Origin of the sequence: Plantactinospora sp. B6F1 (assembly GCF_040120695.1) — a bacterium.
Taxonomy (GTDB): Bacteria; Actinomycetota; Actinomycetes; order Mycobacteriales; family Micromonosporaceae; genus Plantactinospora.
Genome location: NZ_JBEEAC010000030.1, coordinates 1 through 16,086, shown reverse-complemented (window position 1 = coordinate 16,086; position 16,086 = coordinate 1). Strand labels below are relative to the sequence as shown.

12 protein-coding genes and 3 pseudogenes are annotated in these 16,086 nt (G+C 67.9%); 9 read left to right on the top strand and 6 right to left on the bottom strand.

The annotated features are described in order from the left end of the window. Positions 1 to 535 precede the first annotated feature (535 nt). The gene (locus ABNF97_RS27285; protein WP_349340275.1) at positions 536 to 1,750 is read right to left on the bottom strand and encodes an MFS transporter; all 1,215 of its coding nucleotides are present in this window, start codon (positions 1,748 to 1,750) and stop codon (positions 536 to 538) included. A 96-nt stretch (positions 1,751 to 1,846) separates the two neighbouring features. Between ABNF97_RS27285 and ABNF97_RS27280 the strand changes: the two genes are divergently transcribed. Together ABNF97_RS27280 and ABNF97_RS27275 are read left to right on the top strand one after the other, a co-directional pair. Next, complete coding sequence (locus tag ABNF97_RS27280) at positions 1,847 to 2,833, top strand: ArsR/SmtB family transcription factor (RefSeq protein ID WP_349340274.1); 987 nt, start codon at positions 1,847 to 1,849, stop codon at positions 2,831 to 2,833. Between the two features lie 456 nt (positions 2,834 to 3,289). Continuing rightward, entirely contained in the window at positions 3,290 to 3,955 is a 666-nt protein-coding gene (locus ABNF97_RS27275; RefSeq protein WP_349340306.1) for a response regulator, read from the top strand. A 239-nt stretch (positions 3,956 to 4,194) separates the two neighbouring features. Here the strand turns inward: ABNF97_RS27275 and ABNF97_RS27270 are convergent, their stop codons facing one another. Continuing rightward, a complete protein-coding gene (locus ABNF97_RS27270) occupies positions 4,195 to 5,400 on the bottom strand; it encodes a monooxygenase (RefSeq protein WP_349340273.1) in 1,206 nt (401 codons plus the stop codon). A gap of 161 nt (positions 5,401 to 5,561) precedes the next feature. Between ABNF97_RS27270 and ABNF97_RS27265 the strand changes: the two are divergent. Together ABNF97_RS27265 and ABNF97_RS27260 are read left to right on the top strand one after the other, a co-directional pair. After that, a pseudogene (locus tag ABNF97_RS27265) lies at positions 5,562 to 6,006 on the top strand (transposase); the annotation flags it as partial. Positions 6,007 to 6,137: 131 nt separating this feature from the next. Continuing rightward, positions 6,138 to 8,285 carry an MMPL family transporter gene (locus ABNF97_RS27260; RefSeq protein WP_349340272.1) on the top strand — a complete coding sequence of 716 codons (2,148 nt, stop codon included), beginning with the start codon at positions 6,138 to 6,140 and terminating at the stop codon, positions 8,283 to 8,285. Between the two features lie 207 nt (positions 8,286 to 8,492). Here ABNF97_RS27260 and ABNF97_RS27255 read toward each other — a convergent pair whose 3' ends face one another. Together ABNF97_RS27255 and ABNF97_RS27250 are read right to left on the bottom strand one after the other, a co-directional pair. Next, positions 8,493 to 9,944: a HAMP domain-containing sensor histidine kinase gene (locus tag ABNF97_RS27255; RefSeq protein WP_349340271.1), complete on the bottom strand. Its 1,452-nt coding sequence runs from the start codon at positions 9,942 to 9,944 to the stop codon at positions 8,493 to 8,495. After that, the gene (locus ABNF97_RS27250; RefSeq protein WP_207230482.1) at positions 9,941 to 10,672 is read right to left on the bottom strand and encodes a response regulator; all 732 of its coding nucleotides are present in this window, start codon (positions 10,670 to 10,672) and stop codon (positions 9,941 to 9,943) included. The genes ABNF97_RS27255 and ABNF97_RS27250 overlap by 4 nt, the downstream gene beginning before the upstream one ends. Positions 10,673 to 10,872: 200 nt before the next feature. On the opposite strand from ABNF97_RS27250, the pseudogene ABNF97_RS27245 reads away from it, so the two are divergent. Continuing rightward, a pseudogene (locus tag ABNF97_RS27245) lies at positions 10,873 to 11,477 on the top strand (IS1634 family transposase); the annotation flags it as partial. 308 nt (positions 11,478 to 11,785) lie between these two features. Here ABNF97_RS27245 and ABNF97_RS27240 read toward each other — a convergent pair. Both ABNF97_RS27240 and ABNF97_RS27235 read right to left on the bottom strand, forming a co-directional pair. Continuing rightward, entirely contained in the window at positions 11,786 to 12,076 is a 291-nt protein-coding gene (locus tag ABNF97_RS27240) for a type II toxin-antitoxin system PemK/MazF family toxin (RefSeq protein WP_349340305.1), read from the bottom strand. Positions 12,077 to 12,102: 26 nt separating this feature from the next. Then, the gene (locus ABNF97_RS27235) at positions 12,103 to 12,345 is read right to left on the bottom strand and encodes a hypothetical protein (protein WP_130462446.1); all 243 of its coding nucleotides are present in this window, start codon (positions 12,343 to 12,345) and stop codon (positions 12,103 to 12,105) included. Positions 12,346 to 12,504: 159 nt separating this feature from the next. Here ABNF97_RS27235 and ABNF97_RS27230 point away from each other — a divergent pair. The 4 genes and pseudogenes from ABNF97_RS27230 to ABNF97_RS27215 form a co-directional block, all read left to right on the top strand. Next, positions 12,505 to 12,853 (top strand): annotated as a pseudogene (locus ABNF97_RS27230) (ADP-ribosylation/crystallin J1); the annotation flags it as partial. Positions 12,854 to 13,700: 847 nt separating this feature from the next. Continuing rightward, the gene (locus tag ABNF97_RS27225; RefSeq protein WP_349340269.1) at positions 13,701 to 14,306 is read left to right on the top strand and encodes a hypothetical protein; all 606 of its coding nucleotides are present in this window, start codon (positions 13,701 to 13,703) and stop codon (positions 14,304 to 14,306) included. A gap of 159 nt (positions 14,307 to 14,465) precedes the next feature. Further along, a complete protein-coding gene (locus ABNF97_RS27220) occupies positions 14,466 to 14,645 on the top strand; it encodes a hypothetical protein (protein WP_349340268.1) in 180 nt (59 codons plus the stop codon). Positions 14,646 to 15,150: 505 nt separating this feature from the next. Continuing rightward, positions 15,151 to 15,963: a DUF4231 domain-containing protein gene (locus ABNF97_RS27215; protein ID WP_349340267.1), complete on the top strand. Its 813-nt coding sequence runs from the start codon at positions 15,151 to 15,153 to the stop codon at positions 15,961 to 15,963. Positions 15,964 to 16,086 lie beyond the last annotated feature (123 nt).

Below are 16,086 nucleotides of genomic sequence, written 5' to 3'. Positions count from 1 at the left end.
ATTGTCAGCAATGTGTTAACTCAGTACAGCGACAGCGGGACCGGACGGCGAACATTGATCACTTCGTTATCCGACCCGGGCGGGAGAGTCGTGGAGCCAGCGACGGAAATCGAACCCGCACCGTCGGTCTGGAAGATCGTCTCCGGCTTGCCGTGCTGTCGGCTTTCCGCGCGCCCGAGTCACGGTGATGCCGGTGCTGACCGTGCGACGGTGAGTGGCGGGGTGTGACGGAGGAGGTGAGCTGTGATGTCGAGCAACCCCGAGCGGGTGCCCGAGTGGCCGGCGGCTGAGATTGGGTTCCTGCGAGCCGTTCACAGGTGGGCGGACCAGAGCGCGCCGGAGCAGGCCAGCGGGCTCGTCGCCGCACTCGGCGCTGGCGGGCAGGTGCGTGGATATCCGTTGCCTGAAACGTGACCGTTGCGGCTTGGCCTGCAGGCTCACGTGTGCGGGTCGTTAAGGACGTTCCTTGCGGTGGGCCGTGGAGACGGGAGTTCCTTGGGGCCATCGATAACGTCGGGTCGCCAGAGCTCGTCCGTCATGCGGACGATCTGTCGAGGGTCTGCCGGCGCATCGGGGAGTGCAGGATCGGCACCCACACCAGCGCGAGTGTGACACAGGCGACCCAGGTGGCGGTGCGTGGGCCGGAGAGATTACCGACGAATGCCGCGGCTGCCGCGCCGAGGGTGAGCGCACCGCTGAAGATCACCCGCAGGGTGCCGTTGACGCGTCCGAGTAGCCGTGGCGGCGTGACGTGCTGGCGGAACGACATCAGAACCACGCTGTCGAAGCCGACCTTGAAGATGACGAGTGCCCAGGCGAGCGCGGCGGCCGGTCCGGGAACGGCCTGACCGACGAGCGGTAGCACGAACGAGACCGGGGCGATCACCAGCCCGATCACGAGCACCGAGCGGCCGGCGCCGAGAAGCCTTGACAATCGCTCACCGTAAAGCGCTCCGAGCAGGCCGCCAGTCCCGCCAGCACCGAGGAAGAGACCTAGCTGGCTCTCCGACCAGCGCAGTTCCTCAACCAGGATGAGCGGCAGCATCGCGACGGTACCCGCCACTGCGAAGTTCACCAGCGCTCCGGCGACGGCGATCGCGCGCAGGGTCTGGTTGTGCCGGACGAACGACAGGCCCTCGCGCACCTCGGCCGCGAGCGAGCGTCGTACGACCTCGCCCCGGCGTGGCTCCGGCCGCTGGATGCGTCGGATCCACAGCGCCGACCAGAGGTAGCCGAGTGCCGTCGCGATCAGCACCGCCGAGGCTGTGGAGAGGCCGACCAGCCAGCCGGCCACCGCGGGGCCGCCGACCAACGCCGCCTGCTCCACGATGCCGAGCCGGCCATTCGCGGCGACCAGGCGCCGGCCGCCGCCGACAAGGTCCGGCAGGTGGCTCTGCGTCGCGACGTCGAAGAAGACGGTCGCGACGCCGTTGAGGAACACCACCAGCCAGAGCTGGGTCATGGTCAGGGCGGAGCAGGCGGCAGCGATCGGTACCGAGCCGATCAGCGCGAACCGGGCCAGATCCATGGCGATCATGACCGGGCGGCGGGCGACGCGGTCGAGCCATGCGCCCGCCGGCAATCCGAGTAGTAGGAAGGGAGCGGTGCCGGCAGCGGCCAGTGCACCCGCGGCGCCCGGACCAGCGCCGAGGGACGTGATCGCGACGAGCGGGACGGCCACCTTGGCGATGTTGAAGCCCCACTTCGCCGCCAGGGCGGCGACGAGGTAGCGGGTGAAGTCGCGGGGCAAGGTCCGAGTGTCGGACTCACGACGGGGGGCGTGCTGGATCGGCATGCCCGAACCCTCGGTGTCGGCCGCCCGCGCGTACCAATGATTCGGACTACGATGAATCCTCGTGAGGCCGGCCTGATGCTGCGAATGTCGTTGTCCCTGGCCGACCTCGCCAGTGTCAGATTCGCGATCTCCCCCGCCTGGGAGGTCGTCGCGAGCCTGCGGGTCCTGCGCGATCCCGGCGCGCACGCCGTGCACCTGCCATGGGTGAACCGGCACCGGACCGCGGTGCTGGCCGCACCCGGGCTGCGTCAGCTGCACGACCTGGTGATCGCGCCGGAACGGAAGCTGCCGGGCTTCCTCGCGCCCGCGCCGCACTCGCCCGTGGCCGAGCCCGAGGCGGAGTTCGCGGCCGTGCGCAAGACACCGGCGGCGGTCGTACACGAGGAACTCGCGGCGGTGTACGGCGACCGGCTGCCGGCCTCGCTGTCAGACCTGCGTCGCGCGCCGCGTCGGACCCTTCCCGTGATCGTGGAACAGATGTGGACCTACTGGAACCTCGCGCTGGCGCCGTATTGGGGGCGGATGCGCGGCATCCTGGAGGGCGACGTGATGTTCCGGGCACGGCGACTCGCCGACGCAGGCCCGAATCGGATGTTCTCCGAACTCGATCCCATGGTTTCGTGGTCGGACGACGTCCTGTCGGTGAACCGGCCCCACCTGGATCTGCACTACGAACTCGGCGGCCGTGGCCTGGTGCTCGTGCCGTCGCTGTTCGCCTGGCCGGACGTCTTCGTCAAGGCGTCCGAGTCCTGGGCTCCGGTCCTGCGGTATCCCGCTCGGGGTGTGGGCTCGATGTGGATCGATGACCCACCCGCGCCGGACCTCGCCCCGGTCCTCGGCCAGGCTCGGGCGACCCTGCTGGCCGAGCTGTCGACCCCGTCGACGACGACGTCGCTGGCTCGCCGTACCGGACTGGCCCCGAGCGGAGTCTCGGCTCACCTCTCGCGGCTCGCGGCTGCGGGCCTGGTCACCCGGCAGCGGGCCGGTCGACTGGTCTTCTACGTACGCACCACGCGGGGCGACGCACTCCTGGACTAGGAGTTGCGGGGTCATGACGTTGACGACACGAGATCCTGACAAGCTGGGCACTCGCGAATCATGGGGTGGGAACAGCCAGAACGTGAACTGCAACGCCGCCTCGTCGCCGTCGACGGTCGCGGCTACGACGCCGGCAAGAAGATCAATGGCCGCAAGCGATTCATCGTCACCGACACTCTGGGTCTGCGGCCGACTCCTGCCAGGCTCAGGTCCGACATCGTCGTGCACGACAGCGGCCCGCCCGACGACGCATCCGCGCCGGCGGCAACCGGCCTGAGCGCCGTTCTTAACGGTCGTCTCAGGTTCGCTCGCTATGAAGTAGGCACCGCCGAGCGACGCCGGTCTCGGCCTCGCCGGCACGGCCGATCGCGCCGCACTCTATGTCGGCACGGTCAGCGCCGGCCCCGCACCGGACGGCGACTGGACCGTACACGCGACCCCGAAAGGCAGCCATTCATGATCTCTGTGCTCGTGGCGGACGCCCTGCCGCTGCAGCGCTTCGGGTTCCGCATGCTGCTGGAGAGCACCCCCGACACCGAGATCGTGGGCGAGGCTGAGAACGGCGCCGAGGCCGTTCGGCGGACCAGCGAGCTGCATCCCGACGTGGTGCTGATGGACATCCGCATGCCGGGCGTCGACGGGATCGAGGCCACCCGGCGCATCGTCGCGGCCGGTGGACGTTCACGGATCCTGGTGCTGACGACGTTCGACGTGGACCGGTACGCGCTCGCCGCGCTGCGGGCCGGGGCAAGCGGTTTCCTGCTGAAGGACACCCGCCCGGAGGAGCTGCTCGCCGGCATCCGGGCCGTCGCCGCTGGGGACGCGGTGATCGCGCCGCCGCTGACTCGGCGGCTGCTCGACGCGTTCGCCGACCGGCTCGACGATGACCTCTGCGGGCCGGTGTGGGAGGACCCCCGGCTGGACTCCCTGACCGACCGCGAGCGCGAGATCCTTGTCGCGATCGGCCATGGCCTGACCAACGGCGAGATCGCGCAACGGTTCACGCTGTCGGAGTCGACAGTGAAGACCCACGTCGGGCGGGTCCTCGCCAAGATCGGCGCACGGGACCGGGTCCAGGCCGTCATCCTTGCCTACGACATGAGACTCACCCGGCCGATTTAGCGCTTCATCTCGCGGGTCAGTCAGGGCGCGACCGTAGTTCCCAGCCGCACCGCTCCGGGCCGATCCGCTCCGCGTGATCTACCGCTCCGCTGCCGGGGCCGCGCGCAGCCGCCCACGTCACCGCCCGTCCGACCGCCACGACGCCCGCACGCGGGTGAGCTCGGTGCGGGACGTGTGTGAGCTCAGAGCTGTTTTCAGCTTCGTTGACCTCGGTGAGCTCACACACGTTCGGCGCTTCGTCAGGACTTGCGGGGGGAGACCGTCATGATGCCAATGCACATCTCGTCGCTGGTGCCGTCGCCCCACACCACGTAGCGCGGCGGCAGCTTGCTCAGCCGCGGCAGCCGTTTGCGCAGCCCCGCGTCGTGCGTACACGTCACCCGCAGCGTGTCCCCCGGACCGATCTCCACCGGCGACGGCAGCGGCATCAGCCGCTGGTTGTCGAAGTCGAACTGCGGCACGTCCAGCACGACCTTGGCGTTCGGTGTGCCCGGGTTGAGTTCGACCTTTATGGCCCGCCCGAGCATGTGCATGTGGCCGAAACCGGCGTACAGGGTCATCGGCGCCTCCACCTCGTGGTCGCAGGTCTGGGTGTCACCGGGCTTCGGCGCGCCGCCCTGGTTGCATTCCTCCACCTGACGGTCTGCCATCTCGCCGACCTCCGGCCCGAACCGCTTCGTCACGTCCGCGATTGAGGTCGCCCGGTCACAGAGCGGACCCGATTCGTCGGCGGCGCAGGGCAGGTCGGTCGGCGCGTCGAGCGACCACGTCTCGAGTTCCCGGGTCTGTGGCGTGCCGTCCGTCAGCCGCAGCCGCACCGCCGAGCGGTCCGACCCGGCCGGCGTGCCGTCGGTCGCGAGCAGGTTGTAGTGGATCTGGAGGATGAGCAGGCTGCCCGGCTCCAGCTTGTGGCCGGCGTCCTGGGTGAGTAGCGTCTCGGTGGCGCCCGGCGCCCAGGTGTCCACCCACGCCGCGTCTCCGTCTTCTACCTCGGCGCCGGCCACGCCGGTTCCGCCGAAACATTGCCAGCCGGGGCCGGGGGTCTTCGCGTCCTGCTTGCGCACCGCGGCGGCGCCGCCCGGCGGCACCGCGTACACGATGGCGTGGTGTGCGATGGCGACGTTCTCCGGTGCGAATTGGGTCCCGGTCAGGAACGCCGTCTCGGTCAGGCCTGGATCGATCATCTGGCACCGGTACTCGTCCGTGCCGCCCTCCGGCGGCGTGGGCGTGTAGGCCTCGGCCATCCTCAGGTCCAGGAACCGCTCGCCGGCACGCAGCGGCTGCGGTGGAGCCGACGACCCGCCCGCGTGCGCGCTGTGCGAGCCTGCCGCAGCGGGCGCCGCACTGTCGTCGGCGTCCGACCCGCAGGCGGCGACAGCGAACGCCGTCGCCAGCGCCATGGTGGCCGCCCCGAATCTCCACAGTGGGCTATCAGGTTTCGTCATAACCTGAACGCTAGGCCCGATTCCGTCCCGTTTCGTCGTACTGCAGTCGTCATCCTCGGAGGGAGGTGGCACCACGGTACTGCTCTCCGGAGCGCCGTTCGACACCCGCACGAGAATCAACGCCCGTCGCATTGGGCCCGAATTCACGCCCACGAAAGTCCATCGGCGATGGACGGAAGCCAAACTCCCAGCTCAGAACCGACTGCTACGCCTGCCTGACCGCGCGGGTCGACGCGCTGTTCGCTCACCGACGCGGTGCTCTGTACCGATGGGCCGGTACGAACCCTGGTCGGGTTGTCGTTGCCGCCCGAGCACCGGCGCGGGCAGGGCGCGTCGTACGACGCGCTGAACAACAAGCGCTGGATCGAGGTCGAACCAGGCCCAGCTGAACCCGGACTGGCCGTACTCGTTCATCGCGCCCTGGAACCGGGCCGGACCTCATGGACCGCGATCCTCGACGCCGTGCGGCTCGGCCCGGCCGACGACGTCGCCGAAGTGACTGCGGCCCAGGTCCGCGACGTCATGCAACGTCTCATCGCGGCCAGGAAGTGGGTGATGGGCGATCCTGACGTGCTGGTCGTGTTCGACGCCCGGCTCTGGGCGCCACCGCGCTGGTGCGTGCGCTGGGCACCTGGGTCGGCCAACCGGCCTGAGCGCCGTTCTAACGGTCGTCTCAGGTTCGCTCGGTAGAAGTCGGCATCAGATAAGCGATGTAACCCGTATGTAGGAGGCTAGTGATGGCAGTCAACGCAGCGCCGTCCGGGGAAGCGTCGACCGGTCGGTTGGCAGGGCGGTGGGTGCCGTGGCTGGTGATCGGGTTGTGGGTGGCGCTGGCGGCGGTCATGGTGCCGCTGAGCGGGAAGTTGAGCTCGGTCACCACCGACAGAGCCGTGGACACCCTGCCGGCCAGCGCCGAGTCCACCAAGGTGGCGGTCCTGGAGGACAGTCTGCCCGGCGGTGAGGACAACACGTTCGTTTTCGTGTACCACCGCGCCGGCGGGATGACCGACGCCGACCGCGCGACGGTCGAGCGCCACTACAACACCCTTGCCAAGCGGTACCCGCCGACGGCGACGGCGGCGGCCGGCGAGGACGACGAGGGCTCACCGACGAGACCCTCCACCGACGGCAAGGCGATGATGTTCACCCTCGATGTGGACACGACCTACGGCGGACCGGAGGCCATCGTCGGCCCGTTGCGGGAGGCCGCGAAGGACCGCCCCGCCGGGCTGGAACTCGAGGTGACCGGCCCGGCCGCGGTCGACGGCGACATGGACGCCGTCTTCGACGGCATCGACCTGCAGGTTTTCCTCACCACCGTCGTCGTCGTCACGCTCCTGCTCATTCTCACCTACCGCAGCCCGGTGTTGTGGTTGATCCCGCTGGTGGTCGTGGGCGCGGCCGCACTGACTGCGATGGCGACCGTCTACCTGCTCGTCAAGGGCTTCGGCATCGTGGTCAACGACCAGAACTCGGCGCTGCTGACGATCCTGGTGTTCGGCGTCGGCACGGACTACGCGCTGTTGCTCATCGCCCGGTACCGGGAGGCACTGCACCACCACGAGAACGTCCGGGTTGCGATGGTCCACGCGCTACGCAGCGCGGCGCCGGCCATCGTCGCATCCGCGGCCACCGTGGTCGCCGGCCTGCTCTGCCTGCTCGTCGCGGACCTGAACAGCACCAGCGGGTTGGGCCCGATCGGTGCGGCCGGCATCCTGTGCGCGCTGGTGGCCATGCTGACGCTGTTCCCGGCGGTGCTCGTGGTGCTCGGCAGGCGGATCTTCTGGCCGGCCATCCCGCGGTTCAGCACCGTAGTGGAGGAGAAGCCGGGGCTGTGGGGACGGCTCGGCACCGCCATCAGCCGTCGCCGGTGGGTGGCGACGCTCAGCTCGCTCGGAATTATGGGTGTTCTCGCCATCGGGCTGGCGGGCAACACCGGCGCCCTGCGGGAGCAGGACCAGTTCCTGTCCGCGCCGGAGTCGGTCACCGGCTTCACCGTCCTCCGCCAGCACTTCCCGGAGCTCGGCGGCCAGCCGATGACGATCTTCACGCGACCGGCCTACCAGGAGCGGGTGCTCGACATCGTCAAGGGCACCCGCGGTGTGGCAGAGGCCATCCCGGGCCAGACCAGCGGTGGCTGGGCCGACATCTCCGTGTTCCCGACAGACGCGCCGGACTCCGCCGCGGAGTACGAAACGATCAAGCGGGTGCGTACCGCCGTGCACGCGGTGAGCGGGGCGGAGGCGATCGTCGGCGGGCCGAGCGCGGAGAACCTCGACACCGAGGTGACCACCAGCCGCGACGAGAAGTTGGTGATCCCGCTGGTGCTCGTCGTCGTCCTGGTCGTCCTCGGGCTGCTGCTGCGCGCGATCGTGGCCCCGCTGGTCCTGATGGCCACCGTGGTCGTCTCGTTCGCGGCAGCCTTCGGCGGCAGCGTGTTCGTCTTCGACACGATCCTCGGGTTCAAGGGTGTCGACTCTTCGGTGCCGCTGCTGGCATTCCTGTTCCTGGTGGCGCTCGGCGTCGACTACAACATCTTCCTGGCCAGCCGGGCCCGGGAGGAGACCGTGCGTCTCGGCACCAGAGAGGGCATGCTAAAGGCCCTCTCCGCCACCGGTGGCGTCATCACCTCGGCAGGCCTGGTCCTGGCGGCCACATTCGCGGTCCTCACCACACTTCCGCTGGTGATGCTGATCGAGGTCGGGTTCCTGGTCGCCTTCGGCGTACTGCTCGACGCCCTGCTGGTGCGGTCGGTCCTGGTGCCCGCCCTCACCCTGCTGATCGGCCGGCGGATGTGGTGGCCGAGCCGGCTGTCCCGGCCGGTGGAGCCGCCGGACGGTCAACGGCCGCTCGCGGACGATGAGGAGCTCGCGCTGCAACGGTGAGCGCGGCGGCACGGACGAAATCCGGGACGGGGACCCAGGCCCGTCCCGGATCTTTTCATGGGCCCGGCACTCGCCGCCCTTCGGTCCTGCGCCGTGCGGCCGGGGCCGGGGTCGGCGCACCACGGTGTCCTGCCCCGACGGTGAACCGCGCGGGGCCATGCCCGAGGGCCGCCGTCCCTTTGTCCTGCGCCACGCCGCCGGGGCAGGTCAGCGCACCGCGGTGTCCTCCCCGGCGGTGAGCCGCGCGATCGGGGCGGGCGGGGCCGCAGCCGGAAGGTCGACCCGCAGCAGCGCGCCACCGCGTGCGGACCGGGCGACGGCGACCCGGCCGCCGTGGGCGTCGACGACCCGCTGCACGATCGACAGCCCCAGACCGGATCCCGGCAACGCCCGGGCGCTGTCGGCACGGTAGAACCGGTCGAACACCCGCGGCACGTCGGCGGCGTCGATGCCCGGCCCGGCGTCGTCGACGTCGAGCACCGCCGACGCGCCCTCGGCACGGAGCCGGACCTGGACCGGCTGGTCCGGAGGGGACCATTTGCGGGCGTTGTCGATGAGGTTGAGCACCGCCCGCTGGAGCGCAGCGGGCCGCCCGCTCACCCACACGGAGGTCACGTCGAGCGCGACCTCGATGTCGGGCACGCGGGAACGCGCCCGGGTCGCGGCGGCCACCACCACGTCGGCGAGGTCGAGCAGCTCGGTGCTCTCGTCGCTGACGTCACCGCGCGCCAGGTCGGTCAGCTCGGCGGCAAGGGTGCTCAACTCGGCCACCTGGGCGCCGAGATCGTTGAGCAGCCGGGTCCGGCTCTCCGCCGGCAGTGCGCTGTCCAGGGTGCCGCGCCGATCGAGCCGGATCAACAGCTCGACGTTGAGGCGCAGGCTGGTGAGCGGGGTCTTGAGCTCGTGGGCGGCGTCCTCGGCGAGCAGCCGCTGGGCCCGCCGGGAGTCCCGGAGCGCGGCGAGCATGTCGTTGATCGACAGGATCAGCCGCCGGATCTCCCCACCGCCCTCATCCGGGATGTCGGCGTCGAGATCCCGGGTCTGCGCGACACGTACCGCGGCGGCGGTCAGCCGGTCGATCGGTGCCAGCCCGGCCCGCGCCACGGTCCGCCCGACAAGGGCGCCGCCGACCACACAGAGCAGCCCGATCAGCAGCATGCCAAACCCGAACTGGTTGATCGGGCTGTCGTCGGTGACGCGGGCCAGCTGGACCGCGCCGTCGCCCGCCCGCAGCGTGTAGATGACGTAGCCGTCGTCATCGCTGTCGTTCGACTCCATCAGGTCGGCCAACGCGCCCTGCGCCACGCGCCCGGCGTCCTCGCTGACCGGAGGCAGCGCGGGTTGGCCGACCGGCGTCCGGGTCGAGCCGTCGGGCAGGATGACCCGCACCAGCCGACCGGATCCGGGATACGGCGGTAGCTGGACCTGCGCCAGACCGGCGCGCTCCGCGTCCGTCGCCAGGACGCGGGAGTCGGCGCGCAGCTGATCCTCGACGGTGTCCCGCAGCTCCCAGTCCAGTAGCTCGCTGGCCACCTGGAAGGCCACGAACACGCAGACCGCGATGGCCGTCGCCGCGATCACCGTCAGCCTGGTCCGCAGGGACCGCCGGCGCCACCATCGGGTCAGCCGGCGCGGTTCCCGGCCGGCGGGCCTGCTCACGGAGGAGTCTCCCGCAACGTGTACCCCAAGCCGCGCAGGGTGTAGATCAATCGCGGCTCACCCTCGGCCTCCATCTTGCGGCGCAGGTAGCTCACATACACCTGGAGGTTGTTGGCGGTCGTGCTCATGTCGAAGCCCCAGATCGCCTCGAACAGCGCGTCACGGGTCAACACCCGGGTCGCGTTGCGCATCAGGACCTGCAGCAGGGAGAACTCGGTCCGGGTCAGGTGCAGCGGCCGCCCACCCCGCCACGCCTCGAACCCGTCGGGATCCAGCCGGACGTCGGCGAACGTCAGGAGCTGCGACTCGTCGTCGCCCGGCGCGCGGCGGCGCAGCAGAGCCCGGACCCGGGCCAGCAACTCCTCGGTGGCGAACGGCTTGGGTAGATAGTCGTCGGCGCCCGCGTCCAGCCCGGCGACCCGGTCGGAGACCTGGTCACGGGCGGTCAGCATGAGCACCGGCAGATCCCGACCCGCCGCCCGCAACCGCCGGCAGGTCTCCAACCCGCCGAGGCGGGGCATCATCACGTCGAGGATCAGCAGATCCAGCTTGTCACCGCCGGCCCCACCGACCCCGTCGAGCACCGCGAGACCGTTGGCGACGGTGCTGGTGTCGTAACCCTCGACCTGGAGCACCCGCTCCAGCGACTCACGGATGGCCGCCTCGTCATCCGCGATCATGATCCGCACGCCGGCCCGCCCCTCTCCAGTCGATGCTTTTCCGCTCATCCTGCCCGATCAACCTGAGGCCAGGATTAGAACGTGTTGAGAGGGTGGTGATCAGGTCCAGTTGAACGTTCGGCGGGTCGGCCGGCGGGCCGGTTCCGCCGCGGGTGATCCGGCGGGCCATACCCGCGATCGCCACCCACCGCATGATCTTCGGCGTACAGGTTGGCCCGGCCAGTCAGGTACGCGTGAACGTTCGTCGGCTGTGGCGCCGGCTGCGTATCGACACCGTCCTGCGGCCGCTGGTCGGCTCGACCCGCCGCGAGGTCGACGTCGAACGGGTTCTGTTCGCGCTGGTCGCGAACCGGGCGCTGACGCCGTCGAGCAAACTGGCCGGTGCCGACTGGGTCTGCCAGGACGTGCACCTGCCCGGCCTTGCGCACGTCACCGACGACGCCTGCTACCGGGCGATGGACCAGCTCATCGAGGTCGAACCCGCGTTGACCCGCGGTGTCTACGACCAGACTGCCGACCTGCTCAACCTGCAAGTCGACCTGCTGTTCTTCGACACCACCAGCACCTACTTCGACCTCGACGAGGCCGACGACCTCGTCTGGCGTGACGACAAGGGCAAACCGGTCGACGCCGACGATCCCGCAGCAGCCAAGCAGGCCGGGTTCCGCGCCCATGGCAAGAGCAGGGACTCCCCCGCGACGACCTGCCCCAGGTGGTGGTCGGGATGGCCGTTACCCGCACCGGCATCCCCGTGCGCGTGTGGTGCTGGCCCGGCAACACCGGCGACTCCGCCCTGATCCGGCAGGTCAAGACCGACATGCGCGAATGGAGCCTGGCCCGCATCGTCTGGGTTGATCCACCCGCAGACACCTCAGGATCAGATCTACAGGCACGATGGACTCGTCGAGGACAGCTGGCAGCTCTACCGCCGCTACGCCACGCTGCTGTTGCTGCACTCCATCGGCTACCACGGTGAATACATCGAGCCAGTTCGAAACACCGGATGGGTGGGCAACACCGTGCCAGTCCCATGGGCAGCGCCACCCCGATCCCCACACCAGCGATGCCGCCAGCGAAGTGCACCGTCCGACGGTCAAACCGGCGGACGGCAAGGTAACCGCGATCCAAGTGGGGAGTGCCTCTGAAGCCGTGTCAGGTCTGCTAAGAAATCCGGTCCGCCGCGCCGAGGTAGCTGCGGACGGCGGTCGTCAAGGCCGTGAGGGTTGTGTGGGTGAGCTGGCCGGCCGGTCCGGCGACTGATGCGGGGTCGAGGGCGCGTACCCGGGAGAGATCAATGACAGCGGCGGTCGGCCAGTCCTGCCGGCTCAGCGGCACGAGGAACGCGGGGGCGAGGTCGGGTGCGGTTCGTTCGCGAAGCGGGGCCACGAGACCGTGGGTCGGATTGTATCGATCCGCCGTGACGACGACGACTCGCAGCCGGTGGCTGCCCACCAGGTACTGCAGAATGCTTCCCCGCCTCACCCGGCGGACCAAGACTCGTCATGGTGGACGGCGAACGCGTCCAAGGCTGCTCGCTCACCCTCGTCGGCCTCGGCGTCCCATCGCCGATACGCCTCCAGCGCCGCAGCCTCCAGGTACTCGGCCAAGGCTGCATTGACGGTCGCGGACATCGTGGCCCCGGGCGTGCGCTGGACATGGGCGGTGAGCATTCGATCGACCTCGGGGCGCATCGATAGGGTGCGTTTGATCGCCTGCGTCATACCACCGGAGCCTACCACTCGACAGTGGTAGTGCCGCACCTGGGCACCCTGAATCGTCAACCAGCAACTCCCAGGAGCGCAGCGTAATCGCGAGACAGGCCCTGGTGGACGCGCGGCTCGCCACGAAGCCCTGCAACCACGATTGACGAGGAGCAGACCATCGACAACTCCGACACGACCACCTTATGGCGGCCTACCGGGCAGGCCGAACTTGACCTCGTAGGCGGCATCGGGGTGGCGGGCATGGCCACCACGCCTGCCGGACCAGCCGATCTTCTACCTCGTGCTCAATCGCTGGTACGCGACGAAGATCGCCCGCGAGTGGAACGTCCCCGCTGAAGGTGTCGGTTACGTAACCCGGTTCGATGTCCAGCGCTCGTACTTGGACCGTTACGAGGTTCACCAGGCCGGTGGCCGCGACGTGCTGGAGTACTGGATCCCCGCCGAGGAGCTTGCCGACCTCAACGCCCACCTTGTCGGCGCGATCACCGAGGGCGCCGAGTACCGCGGCTCAGTGAACGACCAGGAATTCTTCGATGCCGACAAGGCATTGGGCCGACCTCTGCCTGTCGATTGGCGAGCCTACCTCCAAGGTGAGTCGTGGTTCCGGCGAGGCTGGGTGACCCGCGAGACCTACGTTTGGCTCAATTCGCCACGCGAGATGATCGAGCTGCATGACGCATGGGGCGAAGCCACCGATGCGCACCCCGGCATCGCGATCATCGGCGGTGACGGCTCCCGTGAACAACTCGTGCTCGACCTGCGCATCGACCCTGCACCGGTGCTGCTGGTCGACATCACAAGCAGTGGATGGGAAAGCGCAATCCGGCAAGCGGACGATGTCAGCCAGCTCATCGACCGCATCGAGGCGGGCACCTTCGAGTTCGACTTCGAGGATTAGCGGACATCGGCGCGCCTGATCGACCGCGTACCTCACGGCACGACAGCGCGTATGAGCTTGGGGCAACAGCTCCGGTCGAACGATCGGTGGTTGGTGACCATACGCGAGATCGATGAGGCAGTGGCGGCCTAACGAAAGTGCCGGCTAAACAACAAACTTCCCTGGAAACCGATCCGAAGTGGGTCAACCGGCTGCAGTGGTTGACTCTCGCGCGAGTACGCGGTGGCTTCGAGGCGGAGTGACCGGTCCACCCCTGCTGCCACAACGACGCCTACTCCGCTGCCGAAACCGCCCGCCGGAGCGGGGGAGAACGTTGCACTATTCTCGGCACGTCCGTGTACCGATTCGTCCAAGATGTCATGACCGAGGGTAGCGCTTCTTTGTGGCGTGCTTTTGTGTGCGGTAAAGCGGACGGGATCGGCCTGGTGCTAATCCGGAATGGCAGCATCGTCGGGTGACCGAAACGACGGACTGGCACGACTGGCATTCGCCGTACGCCGACGACACCTCAGCGTTGTCACGGAGACTGCGGCTCGTGCAGCGCCACATCGGAGACTGGCTGAACGAACGGCCGGAGTCCTGGTTGCGGGTCGAGCCGCGAAGCGGCGCGGCAGCGATTGCCCGGCCCACGATGGCGGCCAACCACCCACGCAATCGTCACGGCTCTCCGGCTGCTTCGTCCGGTACGTTGTTGCCGTGCGGCGGGAAACCCTGGTGGCCCTGTTGGGTGGTGCGGGCGAGGCGTCCGAGGCGTGTCGGGCAGCACTTGGCGCCGGTGCCGGATTCGACATCGCCGCCGGGCTCGTCCCAGCGAGCCAACTGGCAGCGACATACGGCGTTCGGGGACAAGATCACCCGCGATGCTGGGATACCTACGCTTGGCTTCGCGGAAGCTGTCGAGCATCTGCGCGGTGCGGGAGACCAGGCGTTACGCCTCGGCGGAGTGCGGGTCGATAATCCGCCGTACTACTTTCAGCTTCTCCTGTCGGCTGATGCCTCGTCCGTGGTGGGGTGCATCGGAGTGGACCAACAGCATCAGGTCCGCAACAGAGCCGAGTAGGCCCCGGCCGTCTCAACTCGATTCCAGCAGAAGGCGTCATGCACCCGCCACAGTGGGTGGCTAGAAGTGACAAACCGTTGGCCCGCAGCGTCCTACAGCGCCTACCGTCGGTCCATGGGGCACCGACGTGACCGACTCCGGCGAGGGATAGGGCCGTTCATGAAGGCGTACGGTCGGGTTGCTGCCGGCAACGGCAGTGATCCGAACGATCGCCACTACAGCCGTAAGCTAGAAGCACAGCTCAAGCGCATGAACCCGGCAGACCTCGACCGCCTCATACGGGGCTGTGACGAGGATGATGATGCTGAGGATGAGGACGAGGCTCGCCCCATGTTCTGAGTCGACGTGCCGTCAAGATTCCAGCGCTGATGCAGCCCGCCGAGTGCGGGCGGGCCGTGCGCCGCGCTTGCGCGGCGCCTTGATCATAAAGAGAACGTCTCGGCAGTGGACACGTAGAGGCACGTTGTCTTGTCCCGGTAGATGCTTTACACCTGCGTCCCAGTTGATGCTTGACATGATCCCGAGTTGTCGTTCACTGCGTGTTACGGGCAACGAGGTCGCAACAGGTTTCGGCAAGGCCGTCCCACCAAGAACGGTCTGCATCGCCGGAGACTGGGCAGCAGTGTGCGATGCTCACCCCAGTCGTCTGCCGTCCGTACCAGCCGCAGTGACCAGGCGGTATGCGGTATCTCCTCGTCGGATTAGGGCTGCGGGCACGCTTGCAACCCTCCGACACCCTCTGTCATTAATCTGACACTACTGGTTGCCTTCGTCATTAATCGACTTAGTACAATGCATGTCTTGTCAGTAATCCTTTAGCTACTGTCGGTAGTTGGGAGTGTCGATGGTGCAGCCAAGTGGCGATTCGGAACCAGAGATCCGCATAGCAGCTATTGAAGGTCGCCTAGAGAAGGCTCGATTCTATCTGCGCGTGATTGCGATCTGGACACTGTTGAGCCTCGTGGTTGTGATCTCGTTCAGTGCAACATTTATTGCCGGCCTCGGCTCATTTTCGGAAGGCGCCCAGCTAATTTGCCTGGCAATCGGATTTCTGTCACTACTTTTTGCTGTTATCAACTTAAAGTTACAACGTGATACCGTTTTTGAGGCCGAGTCCGACCTGCGAAAGATGCGGGCGATCCGCAGAGGACATGCCGCACCCGGCCGTTCCCCCGGCGGCTACGACGCAATCCGTAACCGATATAAGATCGAGTCGTGGGAGTATATCGAAGAGTCGCGCCGCAGTGCCGCCAGTAATCGCCGGATTCACAACACATTCCAGGCTGCCATCATTCTTGGCTCCATCGTCGTAACAAGCCTGACTAGCGCGATGGCTTCATCGAGTCCTTTGAACTGGATAACCGTGGTCGTCAGCGTCCTAGTAAGTGCTTCTGCTGGCCTCAGCAGCTACTTCAAGTTCAGGGAACGCGGGTTCAATCTTCAGCAAACGGCAAATGCGGTCGAGAAAGAGTACAACTCTGTAGAATTGAGAATTCATGACTACGGACAGTATGCAGACGATGATGAGGCTGCGATGCGGCTATTTGCCGAACGAGTAGAAGCATTGAAGGAGGAGCAGCGGAATCGAGAGCTGCAACTGGAACAGTCGCCGGAAAGGACCTCATCGAGTCATGATGCCGTTGGTTCTCAGGTCTAGTACGGCAGCCGCCAATTGCTAGTTGACCAGGGCGTAGTCCCGGTTCAGCCGTGCACGTTGGTGGAACCAGCGTGCACGGGCCTGGTGACGGCGGCGCCAGTTGAGCCAGTGTGTGTCGTGGCC

Bases quoted from the DNA above. Each gene is read 5' to 3' on its own strand.
- ABNF97_RS27220 (WP_349340268.1), top strand. From the start codon at position 14,466: ATGAAGGCGTACGGTCGGGTTGCTGCCGGCAACGGCAGTGATCCGAAC.
- ABNF97_RS27235 (WP_130462446.1), bottom strand. From the start codon at position 12,345: ATGACGCAGGCGATCAAACGCACCCTATCGATGCGCCCCGAGGTCGAT.
- ABNF97_RS27275 (WP_349340306.1), top strand. From the start codon at position 3,290: ATGATCTCTGTGCTCGTGGCGGACGCCCTGCCGCTGCAGCGCTTCGGG.
- ABNF97_RS27270 (WP_349340273.1), bottom strand. From the start codon at position 5,400: ATGACGAAACCTGATAGCCCACTGTGGAGATTCGGGGCGGCCACCATG.
- ABNF97_RS27280 (WP_349340274.1), top strand. From the start codon at position 1,847: ATGAATCCTCGTGAGGCCGGCCTGATGCTGCGAATGTCGTTGTCCCTG.
- ABNF97_RS27215 (WP_349340267.1), top strand. From the start codon at position 15,151: ATGGTGCAGCCAAGTGGCGATTCGGAACCAGAGATCCGCATAGCAGCT.
- ABNF97_RS27250 (WP_207230482.1), bottom strand. From the start codon at position 10,672: ATGAGCGGAAAAGCATCGACTGGAGAGGGGCGGGCCGGCGTGCGGATC.
- ABNF97_RS27260 (WP_349340272.1), top strand. From the start codon at position 6,138: ATGGCAGTCAACGCAGCGCCGTCCGGGGAAGCGTCGACCGGTCGGTTG.